Here is an 18,911-nt window from a genome sequence, read left to right on the forward strand (position 1 = left end):
CGCCCGAGTGAAGATCCACGACCCGTTCCGCCTCGGCCTGCTCGCGGGCCTCGGCGTGATCGCCGCCCTCGTCATCGGCGGGGCGCTCAGCGAGCTCTCGACCATCCTCACCTACGTGGGCGCGGCGATCTTCATCGCCCTCGGCCTCGACCCCGTCGTCTCGTGGCTCGAGAACCGGTCCGTGCCGCGCTGGCTCGCCATCGTCATCGTCTTCACCGTCGCGCTCGGCGCCTTCGTGGGGGTCGTCTTCGCCATCGTGCCGGTGATCGTCAGCCAGGCCACCGCGCTGATCACGAACCTCGTCACCTACCTGCAGAGCGTCACCACCCAGGAGTTCGTCGACAACCTGCAGGCGCTCGTGCCGCAGAACGTCTTCGACGTGCAGCAGGCCCTCGACGCGGTGCTCGACTTCCTCACCAACCCCGACAACGTCGTCACCATCGGCGGAGGGGTGCTCGCGGTCGGCGTCGCCATCGGCAACGGCGTCTTCGCCACGATCGTCGTGCTGATCCTGGTGCTCTACTTCACCTCGTCGATCAACACCTTCAAGGCCGGCGTGTACCAGCTCGTCCCGGCCTCCAAGCGGGTGGCGTTCGCCGACATCGCCGAGCAGATCAGCCAGAGCGTCGGACGATACGTCATCGGCCAGTTCACGCTCGCGGCCACGAACGGCGTGCTGAGCTTCGTGTTCCTCAGCTCGATCGGCGCGCAGCAGCCGGCGGTCTTCGCGTTCATCGCGTTCCTCGGGTCGATCATCCCCCTGGTCGGCACCATCAGCGGGTCGGCGATCATCGTGCTGGCGCAGATCGTGCTGCTGCCCGACTCCCCCGCCACGTGGATCACGGCGGCGATCTGGTACCTCGTCTACATGCAGGTCGAGGCGTACGTGCTGAGCCCCCGCATCATGCGCCGTGCCGTCAAGGTCCCGGGCGTGGTGGTCGTCATCGCGGCGCTGACCGGGGGCACCCTGCTCGGCGTGCTCGGCGCGCTCATCGCCATCCCCGTGGCCGCGGCGGTGCTGCTCGTCATCCGCCAGGTCGTCGTGCCCCGGCAGAACGCCCGCTAGACGGTCGTGGCGCCGTCCGCCACGGGCGGCCAGGTGACGGGCAGCGGCAGGGCCTGCGGCGCCGCCCGCGTCACGATCTCGTCCAGCACCCGGGAGGTCTGCTTCTCGCCGACCCAGAGGTGCTTGCCTCCCTCGACCGCGACGACCTCGGCCCGAGGCACGACCGAGAACCGGGCCCGCGCCTCCTCGGGCTGCAGGTAGTCGTCGTGCTCGGGCACGACGGCGACGATCGGCACGTCCGACCCGTTCCAGGCGGCGAGCTCGGCGTCCGAGGTGCGGTGCAGCGGCGGGGACAGCAGGAGGAGCCCCGCCGTGTCGACGCTGCGCCCGTGCTTCAGGGCGACCTCGGTGCCGAACGACCAGCCGAGCAGCCACGGACGGGGCAGTCCGGCCGCCCGGACCAGGTCGACCGCCGCGCGGAGGTCGGCCGCCTCGGCCTCGCCCTCGCCGAACGACCCCTCGGACCGGCCCCGGGGCGAGGACACGCCCCGGAAGTTGAAGCGGAGCACGGCCACGTCGGCGAGGGCCGGGAGGCGCGCGGCCGCCTTGCGGATAACGTGCGAGTCCATGAACCCGCCCGCCGTCGGCAGGGGGTGCAGGGTGACGAGCGTCGCGACCGGGTCGCGGTCCAGGGGCAGGGCGAGCTCGCCGACGAGGGCGAGGCCGTCGGAGGTGTGCAGCTCGACGTCGGACCGGCGGGCCGGGAGCTCGACCCCGCCTCGGACGTCGACGGGTGCGGCGGGGGGCAGGGTCATGAGATCCTCCAGCAATGCGTGTGCCAGTGTCGGCGGGCGGCGAGGTCGTCCTGCTCGCCGAACAGGCCGTCTGCCCGCCAGACGACGACGTGCGGGGTGCCGGGCGACACGACGAGCGCGCAGCCGGGGCAGGTGTACTCCTTCAGGGCCGCCGACGCCGAGACGGTCTGGACGACGAACTCGCGCCCCCGACGGGTCTCGGTGCGGGGACCGCCGAAGATCGACCGGGCGAGGTCGCGCTCGTCACGAGCGTCTTCCGCTCGGTCGCGGGGACGACGCGGGCGGTTGCTGCGGGGCATGTCGACCAGCGTAGCCGTGACCCGGAGGTCGGGGGCTCAGTACCAGCCGGAGGACTGCGAATGGCCCCAGGCACCGCAGGGCGTGGAGTAACGACCCTGGATGTAGCCCAGGCCCCAGGTGATCTGGGTCGCCGGGTTGGTCTGCCAGTCGGCGCCGGCCGAGGCCATCTTGCTGCCGGGCAGGGCCTGCGGGATGCCGTGGGCACCGCTCGAGGCGTTGTGGGCGTTGATGTTCCAGCCCGACTCCCTGTTCCAGAGCGAGACCAGGCAGTCGTACTCGCCGGTGCCCCAGCCGCGGGCCGCCACCATCTCGGCGGCGATGGCCTTGGCGGTGCCCGGGTCGGGGACGCCCGCCACCGGCGCGGCCGCGGTGCTCTTCTTGGTCGAGGTGCCCGAGGTGTCCGACGTGGCGGTCGCGTCGTCGGCGGCCTCCTCGACGACCGGCGCGGGCGGCGGAGGAGGCGGGGGCAGGGTCACGCCGTACTGGTCGCGGTCGGCTGCGAGCACGACGCCGGCGCCGACCACGAAGGTCTGGCCCGGGGCGACCAGCGCGGCGGCGCCGCCGACGCCCGTGGTCGCGGCCTCGGCGCCCGACAGGGGGTTGACCAGGGACGCCGACAGGAACGCGAAGGTGGTGGCGAAGCCCAGCAGCGGCAGGACGTGGCGTCGACCGACTGAGGGCCGAGGACGAGGAGCGGGAGCTGCCGGGCGCACGAGCTGCGACGCCGGGACGCGGCGGCGGGCCACCGTGCGGGGTCGACTGACGACCGCCCGCTGCTCGGAGAGAGTGGAGCCCGTGGTCGAGTTCGCTGAGTGCCTGCCCATGAGTCCGTCCAGGGTAACGGATCCGTCACGGAACGGCCAGGGTCCGCCTCCTGCGTGTCGCGGGCGCGGCAGGACGGGACGTGCCGCGGACCGCCCCGGAGCGGAGCGTCAGCGGACGGCGAGCATGACGTCGACGACCGCGTCGAGCAGCACGTCGACCTGCGCCTCGCGGTACCCGCCGCGCTTCGGCCGGAAGACCGACCCACGGACGTCGTCGATGCTGAGGGGCTTGCCGTCGGTGAAGTAGCCCTGCAGGCGCCGGGCCAGCCGGTCGACGTCCTTGGGGTGGTAGCCGACGGTGAGGACGCTCACGCGGTCGAAGCGGTGGCCGAGCGGACGGTCGAGCCGGGAGACGATCTCCTCCGCCGCGCTGCGGGCCTCGCCGTACCAGCCCTCGTCGCCGGACCGCGAGACGGCCTTGTCGCGCTCTCGGCTCGCGAACGCGTCCTCGAGCCGCTCCAGCGCCTGGTCGACGTGGGCCGTCGAGTACCCGCCCTTGCGCATGGTGAAGGCCGTGCGCCGGATGCGGGCCGCGTCGATCGACGACGAGCCGTCCGCTCCGCCCGTGTAGGCGGCACGTGCCTCGGCGAGGAAGTCCTCGACCTCGGACACGTCGTAGCCGCGTCGACCCTTGGGCACCGTCGGGAATGTTGAGCTCACGGCGTCCATCATGCCGCATGCACCGGGGACCCCTGCGGCGACGCGGCCCGAGGGCCCGCCGACCGGCCTGCCCCGCAGGGCGCGGCGGGCGGGCGCGTCAGGTGACGACGAGGTACAGGGCGTACGCGGCCGCGGCCGACGGCAACGTGCTGTCGAGCCGGTCGAGGAACCCGCCGTGGCCCGGCAGCCAGGTGCTGATGTCCTTGATGCCGAGGTCGCGCTTGATGAGCGACTCGGACAGGTCGCCGATCGTGGCCGTGACGATGATGACGCCGCCCAGCACGAAGCCGAACCACCAGGGCTCGTCGAGCATCAGCCACGACGTGAGGACGGCGGCGATCAAGCTGGCCGCCACCGACCCTGCGAAGCCCTCCCAGGTCTTCTTCGGGCTGATGCGCGGGGCCATCGGGTGCTTGCCGAAGTTCAGGCCCGTCGCGTAGGCGCCCGTGTCGACCGCGATGACGATGATCAGCGTCGCCAGGGTCCAGTTCGCACCGTTGGGCTCGGCCGCGAGGACGAGCATGAAGCTGCCGAGGAACGAGCAGTAGATCTGCACGAACGCGCCGGCGCCGATGTCGCGCCAGACCACGGAGGCGGGCTTGCGGTGCGAGGGACGCACCAGCTCGACGACCCGCCACGCCGACACGAGGACGACTCCCCCGACGAGCGCCAGCCACTGGCCCTGGGCGCCGAAGTAGAAAGCCGCGGGCACCATGGCCAGGCCCACGAGCACGCTCGGCAGGCGCGGGACGTCACGCCCCGCGAAGCGGAGCGCGCTGGTCAGCTCGAAGCAGAGGGAGCCGATGAGGGCACCCGCGACGATCATGAAGAACGCCGGCTCGAAGATCAGGCTGAGCAGCACGGCCGCGCCGAGCCCGACGCCCACGGCGATGGCGGCCGGCAGGTTGCGCCCCGTCCGGGCCGTCAGCGCCTCGTTCCGGGCGCCGAGCTGGGCCCGTCGACTGCGGATCTGGCTCTCGAGGTCGTGCCGAGCGGCCTGGGCCCGGGCGTCGAAGTCGGCGCGACGGCTGCCGGGGGTGGTCTTGGGTGTCGGCACCGACTCGTCGGGACGTGCGCCGTCGGGTGCGTCGCTCATCTAGACCTCGAGCAGCTCGGCTTCCTTCTTCTTCAGGGCGTCGTCGATCTGGTCGATGTAGCCCTTCGTGACCGCCTCGAGCTCCTTCTCGCCGCGCGCCACCTCGTCGTCGCCGACCTCGGTCTTGAGCGCGTCGAGGGACTCCTTCGACTTGCGACGGATGTTGCGGATCTGCACCTTGGCGTCCTCGCCCTTGCCGCGGACGATCTTGACGAACTCCTTGCGGCGGTCCTGGGTGAGCTCGGGGATCGTGACACGGACGAGCGTGCCGTCGTTCGTGGGGCTCGCGCCGAGGTTCGGGAACGTGGCGATGGCCCGCTCGATCTCCTTCAGGGCCGACTTGTCGTAGGGCGTCACGATCATCGTGCGCGCCTCGGGCACCTGCAGCGACGCGAGCTGCGCGAGCGGCGTCGGGGTGCCGTAGTAGTCGACCGGGATCTTCTGGAACAGCGCCGGGTTGATGCGCCCCGTCCGCACCTGCCCGAAGTCCGTCTTGGCCGAGTCGAGCGCCCGGTCCATCTTCTCGCGTGTCTCGGTCAGTACGTCAGTGATCGTCACGATGCTCCCTTGGTTCGTCGTCGAGCTTAGTCGTCAGTTGCTGACGAGGGTCCCGATGCGCTCGCCCCGGATGGCGCGAGCGATGTTGCCCTCCCCCTCCATGCCGAACACGTGCATGGGCATGCCGTTGTCCATGCAGAGGCTGAAGGCGGTGGAGTCGACCACCTTGAGGCCCTGCACGAGCGCCTCCTGGTAGGTCAGGCGGTCGAGCTTGACGGCCGACGGGTCGTGGCGCGGGTCGGCCGAGTAGACGCCGTCGACGCCGTTCTTCGCGACGAGCACCTCGGCCGCGCCGATCTCGAGCGCCCGCTGGGCGGAGACCGTGTCCGTCGAGAAGTAGGGCAGTCCGGCGCCGGCGCCGAAGATGACGACGCGGCCCTTCTCGAGGTGGCGCTCGGCGCGACGCGGGATGTACGGCTCGGCGACCTGGGTCATCTCGATGGCCGACTGCACGCGGGTGGCGGCACCGGCCTGCTCGAGGAAGTCCTGCAGGGCGAGCGCGTTCATGACGGTGCCCAGCATGCCCATGTAGTCGGCCCGCCCGCGGTCCATGCCGCGCTGGCTGAGCTCGGCGCCGCGGAAGAAGTTGCCGCCGCCGACGACGATGGCGATCTCGACGTCCTTCGCCGCGTCCGCGATCTCGCGGGCGATGGCGCCCACCACGTCGGGGTTCACGCCGAGCTGGCCGCCCCCGAACGCCTCTCCCGAGAGCTTGAGCAGGACGCGTCGTCGGGTGGTCGTGTCTGTCGTCATGCGTGGTCTCCCTCGTGTCGTGGCCGTAGCCAGGGTATCGAGTCGCGGCGGACGTGCCGCTCCTCGGGGTGCCCGCCGCGCCTCCTCGACGGGGCCCCGCGCGCCGTGACGGTCAGGCGGGGACGGGGGCGGGCACACGAACGGGGCCCGGGACGCGTGCGTCCCGGACCCCGTCCTGTGGCTGGCTAGGCGCCGACCTTGATCCGGGCGAAGCCCTGGATCTCGATGCCGGCCTGCTCGACGACCTTGGCGACGGACAGCTTGCTGTCCTTCGCGTAGGCCTGGTCGAGCAGCGCGATCTCCTTGAAGAAGCCGGTGAGGCGACCCTCGATGATCTTCGGCAGGGCGGCCTCGGGCTTGCCCTCGTTCTTCGCGGTCTCCTCGACGATGGCGCGCTCCTTGGCGACGTCCTCGGCCGGGACCTCGTCGCGCGACAGGTACGTCGGCGCGGCGAAGGCCACGTGCTGGGCGATCGAGCGGGCGGTCTCGGCGTCGGAGCCGGTGTAGCCCACGACCACGCCGACCTGCGGGGGCAGGTCCTTCGAGGTCTTGTGCAGGTAGATCGCGAACTCGGAGCCCTCGACACGGGCGACCGTGCGGAGCTCGACCTTCTCGCCCATGAGGGCGGCCTCGTCGTTGACGAAGGCCTCGACGGTCTGGCTGCCGATGGCGGCCGCGTTGCCCTCGGCGGCGTCCTTCGCGCCGGAGGCCGCGACGGCCTCGAGCACGGAGTCGGCCAGCGCGATGAACTTCTCGTTCTTCGCGACGAAGTCGGTCTCGCTGGCGAGCTCGATCAGGGTGGCGTAGCCGCCCGACGCCTTGGCGGCGACGAGGCCCGCGGTGGTCTGACGGCCCTCGCGCTTGGCGACGCCCTTCAGGCCCTTGACGCGGAGGATCTCGACGGCCTTCTCGATGTCGCCGTCGGCCTCGACGAGCGCGTTCTTGCTGTCCATCATGCCCGCGCCGAGGCGGTCACGGAGGGTCTTGACGTCAGCGGCGGTGAAATTCGCCATGGTCTGACTTCCTTTCGTGGAGTCGGAAGGGGGGTGGGGTCTTACTTCGAGTCGGCGGCGGCGTCGGCGTCGGCCGGCTCCGCAGCGGTCTCGTCGCGGGGCTCGGCGACGGGCTCGGCGACCGGCTCGCCCAGGGGCTTGGCGGCGACCTGCGCGTCGGCGTCGTTCTCCTCGACCGGGGCCTCGGCGACGGGCGCCGACTCGGCGGGAGCGGACTCGGCGGCCTTGGCCTCGCCCTGCGCGAGCAGCTCGGCCTCCCACTCGGCGAGGGGCTCGACGGGGGCGTCGGCGTCCTCGGGCTTCTGGTGACGCTGCACCAGGCCCTCGGCGGCGGCGTCGGCGACGATGCGGGTCAGCAGGCCGACGGAGCGGATGGCGTCGTCGTTGCCGGGGATCGGGAAGTTGATCTCGTCGGGGTCGCAGTTCGTGTCGAGGATGCCGATGACCGGGATGCCCAGCTTCTTGGCCTCGTCGATCGCGAGGTGCTCCTTCTTGGTGTCGACGACCCAGAGGGCCGACGGCGTCTTCGTGAGGTTCCGGATGCCGCCGAGCGTCTTGTGCAGCTTGTCGAGCTCGCGCTTCTTGATCAGGAGCTCTTTCTTGGTGAAGCCCTGGGTCGTGTCGTCGAAGTCGATGTCCTCGAGCTCCTTCATGCGGGCGAGGCGCTTCGAGACCGTCTGGAAGTTGGTCAGGAGGCCGCCGAGCCAGCGCTGGTTCACGAAGGGCTGGCCGACGCGGTTCGCCTGCTCGGCGATGGAGCCCTGGGCCTGCTTCTTGGTGCCGACGAAAAGGACCGTGCCGCCGTGGGCGACCGTCTCCTTGACGAAGTCGTAGGCCTGGTCGATGTAGCCCAGCGACTGCTGCAGGTCGATGATGTGGATGCCCGAGCGCTCGGCGAGGATGAAGCGCTTCACCTTCGGGTTCCAGCGGCGGGTCTGGTGTCCGAAGTGGACGCCGCTGTCGAGCAGCTGGCGGATGGTGACGACGGCCATGGTCGTTCTCCTTGTTCTGTGGCGCGCGCGGAGGCGCACCCGGTGTCGGTTGTCCAGGACGACCGGTCGGTCGTCCGTGCCTGGTGCCCGGGCGCGCATCCGCCGCCCGTGCCGGAGCACGGTCGGACCGAGTGGATGCGGAGGCCGGTGTCACGCCGCGGGCAGCGAGGCTGCGAGGGCGAGGTGCGTCGAGACGCACGGGCACGCGAAGTCAGCCTGCTGGGCAGGCTGCGTGCTCATGGTAGCACCGACGAGGGGCGCCCCGGAGGTGCGGGACGCCCCGGTGGGTCGGGCGGCGGGGCGGGTCGTCGCCCCCGCCGGTCAGCGTGGGCGGCGCCTCGGGAAGCCGAGCGGGCCGCGGCGCGGGCGGACCGCCTCCTCGAGTCCGAAGTGGTCGCCGATGCTGTCGCGGAACTGTCGACGCTGCGCCCGCAGGAACCGCCGGTGCTCGGTGTCGAAGGCCCGGAACGTGGCGACGCAGATGCCGATCATGACGACGCTGAACGGCAGTGCCGTGATGATCGCCGCCGTCTTGAGGGCGTCCAGGCCGCCGGTGAGCAGGAGCGCGATCGCGACGAGGGCCGTGACGACGGCCCAGAACACGCGGACCCAGGCCTTCGGCTCGGTGTCGCCGCCGGTCGAGATCATGCCGAGCACCAGGGAGCCGGAGTCGGACGAGGTGATGAAGAAGAGGCCGATCAGGAGGATCGCCCCGAAGACAGCCACCGACCCGCCCGGCAGCCCCTGCAGCATCTCGAACAGGGCGCCCTCGGTGTCGACCGACCCGTCGGACGAGACCAGGCCTCCCCCGCCGAACACCTCGCGGTACAGGGCCGCGCCGCCCATCACGCTGAACCAGAGGAACGTGAGGACCGTGGGCACGACGAGCACGCCGACGACGAACTCGCGCACCGTGCGCCCCTTGGAGATGCGCGCGATGAAGATGCCGACGAACGGCGCCCAGGACATCCACCAGCCCCAGTAGAAGGTCGTCCAGCTGCCCTGCCAGGCCTCGCCCTCCGCCCCGGAGAAGGCGCTGACCGTGAAGGTCAGGCCGACGACGTTCTGCAGGTAGGCCCCGAGCGACTGCACGAAGTCGCGCAGGAGGAACAGGGTCGGCCCGCTGACGAGCACGAAGACGAGCAGCAGGGCGGCGAGCACGATGTTCGTGTTCGACAGCCACTTCATGCCCTTGGTCACGCCGCTGACGAGCGAGAAGATCGTGACGCCGGTGATGGCGGCGATGAGGACGACCTGCACCACGATGGTGGGCTCCGCGATGCCGGTGGCGGCGAGGCCGGCCGAGATCTGCAGCACGCCGAGGCCCAGCGAGGTGGCGACGCCGAAGAGCGTGCCGACGACCGACACGACGTCGATGACGTTGCCCCAGACGCCCTTGACCCGGTCGCCGAGGAGCGGCTCGAGGGCCCAGCGGATCGACACCGGCCGGCCGCGGCGGTGGATCGCGTAGGCCATGCCCAGCCCCACGACGATGTAGATGGACCAGGCGTGGACGCCCCAGTGCAGGTAGGTCTGGCTGAGCGCCTGGCCGGCGAGCTCGCTGTCGTCGCCCGTGACGCCGGGCCGGGGGCTGGCGTAGTGGCTGAGCGGCTCGGCGACGCCGTAGAAGACGAGGCCGATGCCCATCCCCGCGGCGAAGAGCATCGACAGCCACGACCCGCGGGAGAACTCGGGGTCGTCGTCGTCCTTGCCGAGCTTGATGTCGCCGTACCGGCTCAGGCCCATCCAGAGCGCGAAGACGACGAAGACCGCGGCGAGCAGCACGTAGTACCAGCCGAAGGCCCCGACGATGCCGGCCTGCACGGCGCCGAACAGGCCCTCGGCGACCGTCGGGAACGCCATGGCGAAGGCCACGAACGCGAGGATCACCCCGGCCGCGGGCCAGAAGACCCACGGGGCGAACGCGTGCCTCCTCGGGGAGGCGGCGGCCGCCTCCTCGTCCCGGGTCGCGACCGAGGTCGTGCCCTCCGTCGCGGGTCCGTCGGCAGGCTCGACCGGGGTCGAGTCGTCGGCGTGGCTCATGAGTTCGTCCTTCCACAGCGCGAACGCCCCGCCCGGGAGCCGGACAGGGCGTTCGTCGATGGTGCCACAGATCAGGCGCGGGCGCCCCCGGAGCGCCCGCCGGGCGTCGCCCCGACGGCGGAGACGCCCATCTCCTCGAGGCTGCGGCCCTTGGTCTCGGGGATCTTCGCCAGCACGAAGAAGAACGAGATCAGGGCGAAGGCCGCGAAGATGCCGTACGACAGCGTGAGGCTGTAGGCGGCCAGCGACGGGAACGACACCGTCACGACGAAGTTCGCGATCCAGTTGGCCATGCTGCCGACGCCGAGGGCGGTCGCACGGATGCTGTTCGGGAACATCTCGCCGAGCAGCACCCACATGAGCGGGCCCCACGTGGCGCCGAACGACACGACGAAGAGGTTGGCCGCGACGAGGGCGACGGGGCCCCACGCGCCGGGCAGCTGCGGGTCGCCGTTCGCGCCCGGGACGGACTGGCTGAAGGACAGCGCCGTGACGGCGAGGCTGACGAACATGCCGATCGAGCCGGCGAGCAGCAGCGGCCGGCGGCCGACCTTGTCGACGAGGCCGATGGCGACGAAGGTGACGACGACGTTGACGATGGCAGTGATCGTCGAGATGGTGAACGAGTCGCTCTCCTGGAAGCCGACGGCCTGCCAGAGCGTGGTCGAGTAGTAGAAGATCACGTTGATGCCGACGAACTGCTGCAGCACGGCGAGGATGATGCCGACCCAGACGATGGGCTGCAGGCCGAAGCGGTCGCCGCGGATGGTCGACTTCTTGTCGAGGGCGGCCTCGGTGGCGATCGAGTCGGTGATCTCCTTGAGGCTCGTGTCGACGGTGTCGGCGGGCACGATGCTCTTGAGCACGTCCTTCGCCTCGTCCTCCCGCCCCTCGCCGGCGAGGTAGCGCGGCGACTCGGGCAGGCGCCACGCGAGGAACCCGTAGACGACCGAGGGCACGATGCCGACGAGGAACATCCAGCGCCAGGCGTCGAGGCCGAAGAGCGAGGGCTCGGAGGCGCCGCCGGCCGTGCTGGCGAAGAGCTGGTCGGAGAGCAGCGCGGCGAAGATGCCGAGCGTGATGGCGAGCTGCTGGAACGACGCGAGCCGGCCGCGGATCGCCTTGGGCGAGACCTCCGAGATGTAGGCCGGGGCGATCACCGAGGCGATGCCGATGCCGAGGCCGCCGATGACGCGCCAGAGCACGAGGTCCCAGACGGCAAAGGCGAACGCGGCGCCGATCGAGCTGATGAGGAACAGGGCCGCGCCGAGCAGCATGACCTTGATGCGGCCCATCTTGTCGGCGAGACGGCCGGCGACGTAGGCGCCGATCGCGCAGCCGATCAGGGCCGAGGCGACGGCGAAGCCCGAGGCGAACTCGGTCAGCCCGAACTCGTCGGTGATGCTCTGGACCGCCCCGTTGATGACGGACGAGTCGAAGCCGAAGAGGAAGCCGCCGACGGCCGCGGCCACCGCCAGGCCCGTCACCCGTCTGTTCAGGCTCTTGGTCGTCTCTGTTGATCGCGCCGCGTTCGACACTGTGTCTCCATTCCACTGCTCGGGGAGCCGGCTCGTGTCCTCGCTCCCCCACATACGTCGTGCACAGGTGTTCGTGCACGCGTGAACAGTACGCCCGGTCCGGGATCGCTGCACACCCGGCAGAGTCGCCCCATGGACACCGCCCTCGCGCCCCGCCGGCCGACGCTCCCCGGGCGGCGGGCGCCGGCCTCACGCCGCTCCGCCCGACGTCGCGCCCGGGCCGTCTCGCGCGCCGTCGTCGGGGCGCTGTTGACGACCGGGGTGCTGGTCTCCGTGCCGACGCCCGCCTGGCCCGCCCCCGCTCCCGGCGTCGGCGCCCGCGGGTCCGTCCCGGCCGTCCCGTGGTCGTGGCCGGTCGGGGCGCCGCACCCGGTGGTGCGCGGGTTCACGGCGCCGGAGCACCCGTGGTCGCCCGGGCACCGCGGCGTCGACGTCGGCACCCCGGCGGGCTCGCCGGTGACGGCCCCGGACGACGGGGTCGTGCACTTCGCGGGCGTCGTGGTCGACCGTCCCGTGCTGTCGATGCGCCACGCCGACGGCGTCCTCAGCAGCCTCGAGCCCGTCTCGAGCGACCTGGTCGCCGGCGACGTCGTCGTGCGGGGGCAGACCGTCGGCACGGTCCTGCCGGGGCACTGCGCCGAGCTCGACTGCGTGCACCTCGGGGCGAGGATCGACGGCGAGTACGTCTCGCCCCTGCTGGCGCTCGGGCTCGGTCGACCGGCCGTGCTGCTGCCCACGCGCCGGTCGGGGTGACCGGTCGGGCGGGCGACCGCGGCGCCGTCCGGCCACGGCGCGGGTCGTCAGGCCAGGGCGCCGTCAGGCCCGGGGGTGCGCCGTGCGGTAGCTCTCGCGAAGCCGCTCGGTCGAGACGTGGGTGTAGATCTGCGTGGTGCCGAGGCTCGCGTGGCCGAGCAGCTCCTGCACGGCGCGGAGGTCGGCCCCGCCGTCGAGAAGGTGCGTCGCCGCGGTGTGGCGCAGGGCGTGCGGGCCTGCAGGGCCGCTGCCCGGCAGGTCGACGAGCAGGCCCGCCACCAGCCGGTGGACGGCCCGCGTGCCGAGCCGCGCCCCGCCCGACCCGAGGAAGAACGCGCGGCGTGCGTCGCCGTCGCCGACGCCGTCGGTGGTCGTCAGCGCGGCGAAGGCGGGCCTCGCGAGGGTGACCCAGCGGTCGAGAGCCTCGGCCGCCGGGACCCCGAAGGGCACGACGCGCTGCTTGCCGCCCTTGCCGGTGACGCGGACGGTCAGCCGCTCGAGGTCGACGTCGCCGAGGTCGGTGCCCACGAGCTCGGACACCCGCAGCCCCGACCCGTAGAGCAGCTCGACCACGGCGAGGTCGCGCCGGGCCGACGGCTCGCCCGTGTCGGCCCGGACGACGAGCGACCGGAGCAGCCCGTCGACCTGCGGCGAGGTGAGGACCCGGGGCAGGTGGCTCTCGGCCTTCGGCGCCCGCAGCCGGACCCCGACGTCGTCGGTGGTGCGGCCCGTCTCGTCGAGCCAGCGGGTGAAGGCGCGGGCGCTCGAGGCGCGGCGGGCGAGCGTGGTGCGGGCGAGGCCCGACTCCGTCGACCGCCAGAGCCAGTCGCGGAGCAGCTCGAGGTCGAGGTCGGCGGTGACCGGCGGCCTGCCCGCCCGCTCGGCCGCGTGGGCGTCGAGGGCGTCGAGGTCGGAGGCGTACGCGCGGACGGAGTGGTCGCTGAGCCCGCGGGCGTCGCGCAGGTGCGCCAGGAACCGCTCGACGTCGCCGAGGAGGCGCGTCACGGTCGTGCCTGCCTGCCCCGGTCGTCGGCGGCCGGGCTCGGCGCCCCGGGGTCGCTCGTCGTCGCTCGCACGTGGCCAGGCTACCCACGCCCCGACCGGGCTCGCCGTCGCCACCCGGCGGGCCGCCGCTCGACGAGCCCGTCGGCGTCCAGCTCGGCGAGGACCGTCCGCACCGTCGCGAGCGACAGCCCGGACGCGGCCGCCACTTCGTCGGTGCTGCGGTCGACCCTGGTGCTGAGGGCGTCGGAGACGCGGACGGCGTGGACGTCCTCCTCCGCCTGCCACGCCTGGTCGACGAGGTCGTCCTGGCCGCCGAGCAGCTCGACGACGTCGGCCGGGCTCGTGACGCACGCCGCGAGCTGAGACCGCAGGAGCGCGTGGCACCCCGCCGACATCGGCGACGTGACCGGGCCCGGCACCACCCCGACGGGACGGCCGAGCGCGTTCGCGTGGGCCGCCGTGTTGAGCGAGCCGGAACGACGACCGGCCTCGACCACGACCACTGCCCCGCTCAGGGCCGCGATCAACCGGTTGCGCGACAGGAACCGGAAACGGTGGGGCATCGTGCCGCACGGCGACTCGGAGACCATCGCCCCGTCGCGGAGGACGGCCCGCAGGAGGTCGTCGTGCCCGGTCGGGTAGAAGCGGTCCACCCCTCCCGCCATCACGGCGACGGTGCTCGCGGCCGAGGCCACGGCCGCCCGGTGGGCCATGCCGTCGACGCCGTAGGCACCGCCCGACACGACGACCAGGCCCCGGTCCGACAACCCGCTCGAGAGGTCGGCGGCGACCTGCTCGCCGTACGACGTGGCCGCGCGTGCCCCGACGATCGCGACGCCGCCGCCCTGGCGGGGCAGCCCGCCGCCTCCCCTCACCCAGAGCGCAGGAGGCGCGTGGTCGCCGAGGTCGTCGATCGCCGTCGGCCAGGACGCGTCGCCGGGCACCACGACCCGGACGCCCAGCGCCGTCGCCGACCGGAACCAGCCGGTGACCGTCCCGGACGCGACGCGAGGCGCCCACCGGCTCAGCGCCGCGTGCAGCTCGAGCCGTTCCACGTCGGGCACCCCGGCCGCGACCATCCGCTCGGCCAGGACCCCGCCGTCGGACTCCGAGCGACGGGCGGCCACCGACTCCATCACGAGGCGCAGCGAGACCGCGGGGCCGAGCGCCCGACGGCACGCCCCGGCGGCGGCGTCGCCGTCGGAGGCGACGCCGCTCCAGGCCGCGAGGCCGAAGGCGTCGATCGGGTCGCAGCGGGACGGCTCGTCGGCCCGCACGCCGGCGGCCAGGTCGACGAGGTCGGCCGTCGAGGCCCTCAGCAACGCGTTCACAGCGACCGCCTGAGGCCGAGGGCGCGCGCCACGTGTCCGTGGCCGGGCACGGGCACGTCGTCGAGGTCGGCGAGCGTCCAGGCGACCTTGAGCACCCGGTCGTAGCCCCGCATCGTCAGCGCGCCCGACTCGAGCGCCCGGTCGACGGAGCGCGTGACGGACACGGGCAGACGTCGTTCGGGCGACCGCAGCCAGGTGCCCGAGACCTCGGAGTTGAGCCGCCACGAGGTGTCCGCGAGCCGCGCGGCCGACCGACGCCGCGCCTCCTCGACCCGGGCTCTCGCCGAGGCCGTGGTCACCGCCGCGGCGGTGTCGGCGAGCCGGAACTGCGCCGAGCTGATGCGTGCCACCTGCAGCTGGACGTCGATGCGGTCGACGAGCGGCCCGGACAGCTTCGCGTGGTAGCGGCGTCGCTGGATCGGCGTGCACACGCAGTCGCCGTCGCGCGTGCCGTGCTGACCGCACGGACACGGGTTCGCGGCGGCCACGAGCTGGAACCGGGCCGGGAACCGCGCGACGGCGCGCGACCGGTGGATGACGACCTGGCCCGACTCGAGCGGCTGGCGCAGGCAGTCGAGGACCGACTGCGAGAACTCGGGCGCCTCGTCGAGGAACAGCACGCCCCGGCTGGCACGCGAGACGGCGCCCGGACGGATGACGCTGCTGCCGCCGCCGACGAGGGCCGCCGCGCTCGACGTGTGGTGAGGGTCCTCGAAGGGCGGGCGGCGCTCGAGCTCGCCGGCCACGGGGCGGCCCGAGAGGGAGCGCACCGAGCTGACCTCGAGGGCCTCGTCGACGCCGAGGTCGGGCAGCAGGCCGGGGAGGCGGGCGGCCAGCATGCTCTTGCCAGCGCCGGGCGGACCGACCATGAGCAGGTGGTGACCGCCCGCCGCCGCGACCACCAGCGCCTCGACCGCGTCGGAGTTGCCGATGACGTCGCTGAGGTCGGCGTCGTCGTGCACCGGCTCGGCCGCCCGCGGCCGACGGATCGGCTCGACGGGCTCGGGGAGCAGGTCCGCGCCGTGACGGATGGCCGCCTCGCGGAGGCTCGCGACGCCCACCACCCGGATGCCCGGCACGAGCGACGCCTCGTCGACGGCGTCCACCGGCACGACGACGGTCTCGACGCCGGCCCGCCGGGCCGCGAGCACGGCGGGCAGCACCCCGTCGACGGGGCGGACCCGGCCGTCGAGCCCGAGCTCGCCCAGGTGCACGGCCTCGGCGACCGACTCGGCCGACACCAGACCCGACGCGGCCAGGGACGCGACCGCGATCGCCAGGTCGAAGGACGACCCGTGCTTGGGCAGCGACGCCGGCGACAGGTTCACGGTGAGCTTGCGCGCGGGCAGGGCGCACCCGGCGTTGGTCGCCGCGGCACGCACCCGGTCACGGGCCTCGCCGAGCGACGTGTCGGGCAGGCCGATGATGACGAAGGCCGGGAGCCCGGGGCCGATGTCGGCCTCGACCTCGACGAGCGCGCCCTCGAGCCCGAGCAACGAGACGGACCGCGTCCGCCCGACGCTCACGCGCCCGCTCCCCGGACGTGCGAGACGACGTCGTCGGCCGGGGACCGGCCGAGCACGACGCCCACGGCGTCGATGCGGACCCGCCGCCCCGTGCCGGGATGGGCTTCGAGCCAGGCACCGGCCAGCCGCCGCAGCCGGTTCAGCTTGACCGGGGTCACCGCCTCGAGCGGGTGGCCCCATCCGGTGCCGCGTCGCGTCTTGACCTCGACCACGACCACCTCGTCGCCGTCGAGCGCGACGACGTCGATCTCGCCCTCGCGGCACCGCCAGTTCACGTCGAGCACGCGCAGTCCGCGTGCCTCGAGCCACCGGGCGGCCAGAGCCTCGCCGTGCCTGCCCGTCTCGTCCTTCTTCGCCATCTCGACCTCCTGCACGGACTGTGCCGCAGGCAGGCGCCACGACGCAGGCCACGATCGGGGACCGGTGGACGACGGGGCCGTCGCGCCCCGCCGGGGAGGGACGACGCCCGTCGACACGGGCAGACGGTGGGGACTACTCGTCGAGCGCGAGCTCCTTGGGGAGCTCGAGATCGCGAGCCGTGAGCTCCTCGACGTTGACGTCCTTGAAGGTGAGCACGCGCACGGACTTCACGAACCGGTCGGACCGGTAGACGTCCCACACCCAGACGTCGGTCATGGTCAGCTCGAAGTAGAAGTCGTGCTCGGTGTCGCGCCTGACGAGCTCCACCTCGTTCGCCAGGTAGAAGCGCCGCTCCGTCTCGACGACGTAGCGGAACTGCGACACCACGTCCCGGTACTCGCGGTACAACGCGAGCTCGACCTCGCGGTCGTAGTCTTCGAACTCGTCCTCGTCCATCGAGAGGTCATCCTACGCGGCCCCGGGCCCAGGGCGCGCCGCGTCGGCGACGACGGGTCAGTGCAGCCAGGTCAGCCGGTGCAGGGGCGAGGGACCGAGCTCGCCCAGAGCGGCGTAGTGCGCCCCCGAGCCGTAGCCCTTGTTGCCCGCCCAGCCGTAGCCGGGGTGCTCCTCGTCGGCGGCGATCATCATGCGGTCGCGGTGCACCTTGGCGATGACGGAGGCGGCCGCGACGGACGCGCAGTCGCGGTCGGCCTTCACCCGGGTGGTGATGCGCGGCGCCGTGCTCAGGGCGGGCGACAGGTAGTCGTGGTTCCCGTCGAGCACGACGACGGAGCTCATGATGCCCACCCCCGCCTCGTGCAGGGCCGTGAGCGCCCGCCGCCCGGCCAGGCCGAGCGCGGCGACGATGCCGACACGGTCGACCTCGTGGGCCTCGGCGAGACCCACGGCGTGCGCCTGGACCCACTCGGTCGCCACGGGGTAGAGCGCCTCGCGCCGCTTCTCGCTGAGCAGCTTGCTGTCGCGGAGCCCCGCGGGCATCTCGCCGCACTCCACGTGCACGGCGCTGAGGCCGACGGCGACCGGGCCCGCGATCGCGCCGCGACCGACCTCGTCGCAGCCGATCACCCAGGTGGCGCCGGCCGCGTGCAGGGCGCGTTCGACGTCGAGGGTGGGGTCGACGACCGCCATCACTCGCCGTCGCGCTCGGTGCCGCGGAACACGTCCGGGTAGTCGTCGAGCCAGGTCCACCGCGGCGAGGGCCAGCTGATGACGAAGGCCCGGCCGACGACGTCGGACATCGGCACGAAGCCCTGGCTCGGGGTCTCGCGGTTGTAGCGGCTGTCCTTCGAGTTGTAGCGGTTGTCGCCCATGACCCAGAGCGAGCCCTCGGGCACCGTGACGGAGAAGTCGTCGCCCGACACCCGGGACTCCCCCGCGGGCAGCTTGACGTAGGGCTCGGTGATCGGCACGCCGTTGACCGACATCTGGCCGTAGTCGTTGCAGCACTCGACCGTGTCGCCGGGCAGGCCGATGACGCGCTTGATGAGGTGGTCGTTGCTGTCTTGTGCGCCGAGGCCGACCTGCGTGAGGAACCACGAGAGGCCGTCGGAGAGGGCGCCGCCCGACGCCGGGGCCACGGGGGCCGTGCCCGCGAGCCAGCCGCCCGGGTCGGTGAAGACGACGACGTCACCGCGCTTGACGTCGACCAGGTCGGGCACCAGCTCGTTCACGATGATGCGGTCGTTGATCTGCAGCGTGTCCTCCATCGACCCGCTGGGGATGTAGAACGACCGGATCAGGAACGTCTTGATGAGGAACGAGATGAGCAGCGCCGCGAGGAAGATGACGACCACGTCGCGGAGGAACGTGCCGAGGCCGCGCTTGCGGTCGTCGTCACGACGGGGGCGGCGCAGACGGCGCCGCAGGGATGCATTTGTCATTTAACCGCCCGAGCTCCCTGCCATCGTATACGGCAGGGAGCTCGGTGAAGATCGTGCGACGGGGTCAGTTGTCGCGCTTCTCCTTGATCTTGGCCTTCTTGCCGCGGAGCTCGCGGAGGTAGTACAGCTTGGCGCGACGGACGGCGCCGCGGCTGACGACCTCGATGTGGTCGATGACCGGCGAGTGGACCGGGAAGGTGCGCTCGACGCCGACCTGGAAGCTGACCTTGCGGACCGTGAAGGTCTCGCGGATGCCCTCGTTCTGCTTGCCGATGACGACGCCCTGGAAGACCTGGACGCGCGAGCGCGTGCCCTCGATGATGTTCACGTGCACCTTGACGGTGTCGCCGGCGCGGAAGTCGGGGACGTCCGAGCGGAGGTTGGCGGAGTCAACCGCGTCGAGGATGTGCATAGTCGTTCGCTCTCTGCAGCCGCCA

21 protein-coding genes are annotated in these 18,911 nt (G+C 72.5%); 2 read left to right on the forward strand and 19 right to left on the reverse strand.

Going from position 1 to position 18,911, the window contains the following annotated elements; genetic code table 11:
- Positions 1-7 precede the first annotated feature (7 nt).
- Positions 8-1,066 carry an AI-2E family transporter gene (locus FHR78_RS02785; RefSeq protein ID WP_166758974.1) on the forward strand — a complete coding sequence of 353 codons (1,059 nt, stop codon included), beginning with the start codon at positions 8-10 and terminating at the stop codon, positions 1,064-1,066.
- Here FHR78_RS02785 and FHR78_RS02790 read toward each other — a convergent pair.
- The 11 genes from FHR78_RS02790 to FHR78_RS02840 all read right to left on the reverse strand — a co-directional run bounded on the left by FHR78_RS02790 (position 1,063) and on the right by FHR78_RS02840 (position 11,652).
- Entirely contained in the window at positions 1,063-1,821 is a 759-nt protein-coding gene (locus FHR78_RS02790; protein ID WP_166758975.1) for an alpha/beta hydrolase, read from the reverse strand. The genes FHR78_RS02785 and FHR78_RS02790 overlap by 4 nt on opposite strands.
- The gene (locus tag FHR78_RS02795) at positions 1,818-2,120 is read right to left on the reverse strand and encodes a hypothetical protein (protein WP_166758976.1); all 303 of its coding nucleotides are present in this window, start codon (positions 2,118-2,120) and stop codon (positions 1,818-1,820) included. The genes FHR78_RS02790 and FHR78_RS02795 overlap by 4 nt, the downstream gene beginning before the upstream one ends.
- 36 nt (positions 2,121-2,156) lie before the next feature.
- Complete coding sequence (locus tag FHR78_RS14960) at positions 2,157-2,945, reverse strand: lytic transglycosylase domain-containing protein (protein ID WP_243862002.1); 789 nt, start codon at positions 2,943-2,945, stop codon at positions 2,157-2,159.
- Between the two features lie 108 nt (positions 2,946-3,053).
- Entirely contained in the window at positions 3,054-3,614 is a 561-nt protein-coding gene (locus FHR78_RS02805; protein WP_166759673.1) for a DivIVA domain-containing protein, read from the reverse strand.
- Positions 3,615-3,702: 88 nt separating this feature from the next.
- Positions 3,703-4,701: a phosphatidate cytidylyltransferase gene (locus FHR78_RS02810; protein WP_166758977.1), complete on the reverse strand. Its 999-nt coding sequence runs from the start codon at positions 4,699-4,701 to the stop codon at positions 3,703-3,705.
- Positions 4,702-5,220 carry a ribosome recycling factor gene (gene frr, locus FHR78_RS02815; protein WP_208392901.1) on the reverse strand — a complete coding sequence of 173 codons (519 nt, stop codon included), beginning with the start codon at positions 5,218-5,220 and terminating at the stop codon, positions 4,702-4,704. It abuts the gene before it with no gap.
- 72 nt (positions 5,221-5,292) lie between these two features.
- Positions 5,293-6,012 (reverse strand): UMP kinase, encoded by a 720-nt coding sequence (pyrH, locus tag FHR78_RS02820; RefSeq protein ID WP_166758979.1) that lies wholly within the window; start codon positions 6,010-6,012, stop codon positions 5,293-5,295.
- Positions 6,013-6,197: 185 nt separating this feature from the next.
- Positions 6,198-7,025, reverse strand: coding sequence for a translation elongation factor Ts (gene tsf, locus FHR78_RS02825; RefSeq protein ID WP_166758980.1), 828 nt, complete (start codon positions 7,023-7,025; stop codon positions 6,198-6,200).
- A 41-nt stretch (positions 7,026-7,066) separates the two neighbouring features.
- Positions 7,067-8,017, reverse strand: a complete 951-nt coding sequence (gene rpsB, locus FHR78_RS02830) for a 30S ribosomal protein S2 (RefSeq protein WP_166758981.1) — start codon at positions 8,015-8,017, stop codon at positions 7,067-7,069.
- Between the two features lie 321 nt (positions 8,018-8,338).
- Positions 8,339-10,060 (reverse strand): BCCT family transporter, encoded by a 1,722-nt coding sequence (locus tag FHR78_RS02835; protein ID WP_166758982.1) that lies wholly within the window; start codon positions 10,058-10,060, stop codon positions 8,339-8,341.
- A gap of 71 nt (positions 10,061-10,131) precedes the next feature.
- Positions 10,132-11,652 (reverse strand): sugar porter family MFS transporter, encoded by a 1,521-nt coding sequence (locus FHR78_RS02840; RefSeq protein ID WP_166758983.1) that lies wholly within the window; start codon positions 11,650-11,652, stop codon positions 10,132-10,134.
- A 78-nt stretch (positions 11,653-11,730) separates the two neighbouring features.
- Between FHR78_RS02840 and FHR78_RS02845 the strand changes: the two genes are divergently transcribed.
- Complete coding sequence (locus FHR78_RS02845; RefSeq protein ID WP_166758984.1) at positions 11,731-12,351, forward strand: M23 family metallopeptidase; 621 nt, start codon at positions 11,731-11,733, stop codon at positions 12,349-12,351.
- A 63-nt stretch (positions 12,352-12,414) separates the two neighbouring features.
- Here FHR78_RS02845 and FHR78_RS02850 read toward each other — a convergent pair whose 3' ends face one another.
- The 8 genes from FHR78_RS02850 to rplS form a co-directional block, all read right to left on the reverse strand.
- Positions 12,415-13,356, reverse strand: coding sequence for a tyrosine-type recombinase/integrase (locus FHR78_RS02850; protein ID WP_166758985.1), 942 nt, complete (start codon positions 13,354-13,356; stop codon positions 12,415-12,417).
- Positions 13,357-13,436: 80 nt separating this feature from the next.
- Positions 13,437-14,687, reverse strand: a complete 1,251-nt coding sequence (gene dprA / locus FHR78_RS02855) for a DNA-processing protein DprA (RefSeq protein WP_166758986.1) — start codon at positions 14,685-14,687, stop codon at positions 13,437-13,439.
- Positions 14,684-16,213: a YifB family Mg chelatase-like AAA ATPase gene (locus FHR78_RS02860; RefSeq protein WP_166758987.1), complete on the reverse strand. Its 1,530-nt coding sequence runs from the start codon at positions 16,211-16,213 to the stop codon at positions 14,684-14,686. Before FHR78_RS02860 ends, dprA begins: the two co-directional genes overlap by 4 nt.
- Positions 16,210-16,572: a YraN family protein gene (locus tag FHR78_RS02865; RefSeq protein WP_166758988.1), complete on the reverse strand. Its 363-nt coding sequence runs from the start codon at positions 16,570-16,572 to the stop codon at positions 16,210-16,212. Before FHR78_RS02865 ends, FHR78_RS02860 begins: the two co-directional genes overlap by 4 nt.
- 133 nt (positions 16,573-16,705) lie before the next feature.
- Positions 16,706-17,029 carry a DUF2469 family protein gene (locus FHR78_RS02870; protein WP_146899814.1) on the reverse strand — a complete coding sequence of 108 codons (324 nt, stop codon included), beginning with the start codon at positions 17,027-17,029 and terminating at the stop codon, positions 16,706-16,708.
- Positions 17,030-17,086: 57 nt separating this feature from the next.
- The gene (locus FHR78_RS02875) at positions 17,087-17,722 is read right to left on the reverse strand and encodes a ribonuclease HII (RefSeq protein ID WP_166758989.1); all 636 of its coding nucleotides are present in this window, start codon (positions 17,720-17,722) and stop codon (positions 17,087-17,089) included.
- Positions 17,722-18,474 carry a signal peptidase I gene (gene lepB / locus FHR78_RS02880; protein WP_166758990.1) on the reverse strand — a complete coding sequence of 251 codons (753 nt, stop codon included), beginning with the start codon at positions 18,472-18,474 and terminating at the stop codon, positions 17,722-17,724. Before lepB ends, FHR78_RS02875 begins: the two co-directional genes overlap by 1 nt.
- 64 nt (positions 18,475-18,538) lie before the next feature.
- Positions 18,539-18,886 carry a 50S ribosomal protein L19 gene (rplS, locus tag FHR78_RS02885; protein WP_043596315.1) on the reverse strand — a complete coding sequence of 116 codons (348 nt, stop codon included), beginning with the start codon at positions 18,884-18,886 and terminating at the stop codon, positions 18,539-18,541.
- Between the last annotated feature and the right edge of the window lie 25 nt (positions 18,887-18,911).

Origin of the sequence: Frigoribacterium faeni, assembly GCF_011761235.1 — a bacterium.
In the GTDB taxonomy this organism is placed as follows: Bacteria; Actinomycetota; Actinomycetes; order Actinomycetales; family Microbacteriaceae; genus Frigoribacterium; species Frigoribacterium faeni_A.

Coding starts and splice junctions, on each gene's coding strand:
- frr (WP_208392901.1), bottom strand. CDS start 5,220: ATGGACCGGGCGCTCGACTCGGCCAAGACGGACTTCGGGCAGGTGCGG.
- FHR78_RS02845 (WP_166758984.1), top strand. CDS start 11,731: ATGGACACCGCCCTCGCGCCCCGCCGGCCGACGCTCCCCGGGCGGCGG.
- rpsB (WP_166758981.1), bottom strand. CDS start 8,017: ATGGCCGTCGTCACCATCCGCCAGCTGCTCGACAGCGGCGTCCACTTC.
- FHR78_RS14960 (WP_243862002.1), bottom strand. CDS start 2,945: ATGGGCAGGCACTCAGCGAACTCGACCACGGGCTCCACTCTCTCCGAG.
- FHR78_RS02840 (WP_166758983.1), bottom strand. CDS start 11,652: ATGTGGGGGAGCGAGGACACGAGCCGGCTCCCCGAGCAGTGGAATGGA.
- FHR78_RS02870 (WP_146899814.1), bottom strand. CDS start 17,029: ATGGACGAGGACGAGTTCGAAGACTACGACCGCGAGGTCGAGCTCGCG.
- FHR78_RS02805 (WP_166759673.1), bottom strand. CDS start 3,614: ATGGACGCCGTGAGCTCAACATTCCCGACGGTGCCCAAGGGTCGACGC.
- FHR78_RS02790 (WP_166758975.1), bottom strand. CDS start 1,821: ATGACCCTGCCCCCCGCCGCACCCGTCGACGTCCGAGGCGGGGTCGAG.
- lepB (WP_166758990.1), bottom strand. CDS start 18,474: ATGACAAATGCATCCCTGCGGCGCCGTCTGCGCCGCCCCCGTCGTGAC.
- rplS (WP_043596315.1), bottom strand. CDS start 18,886: ATGCACATCCTCGACGCGGTTGACTCCGCCAACCTCCGCTCGGACGTC.
- FHR78_RS02810 (WP_166758977.1), bottom strand. CDS start 4,701: ATGAGCGACGCACCCGACGGCGCACGTCCCGACGAGTCGGTGCCGACA.
- FHR78_RS02835 (WP_166758982.1), bottom strand. CDS start 10,060: ATGAGCCACGCCGACGACTCGACCCCGGTCGAGCCTGCCGACGGACCC.
- FHR78_RS02875 (WP_166758989.1), bottom strand. CDS start 17,722: ATGGCGGTCGTCGACCCCACCCTCGACGTCGAACGCGCCCTGCACGCG.
- FHR78_RS02865 (WP_166758988.1), bottom strand. CDS start 16,572: ATGGCGAAGAAGGACGAGACGGGCAGGCACGGCGAGGCTCTGGCCGCC.
- FHR78_RS02795 (WP_166758976.1), bottom strand. CDS start 2,120: ATGCCCCGCAGCAACCGCCCGCGTCGTCCCCGCGACCGAGCGGAAGAC.
- tsf (WP_166758980.1), bottom strand. CDS start 7,025: ATGGCGAATTTCACCGCCGCTGACGTCAAGACCCTCCGTGACCGCCTC.
- pyrH (WP_166758979.1), bottom strand. CDS start 6,012: ATGACGACAGACACGACCACCCGACGACGCGTCCTGCTCAAGCTCTCG.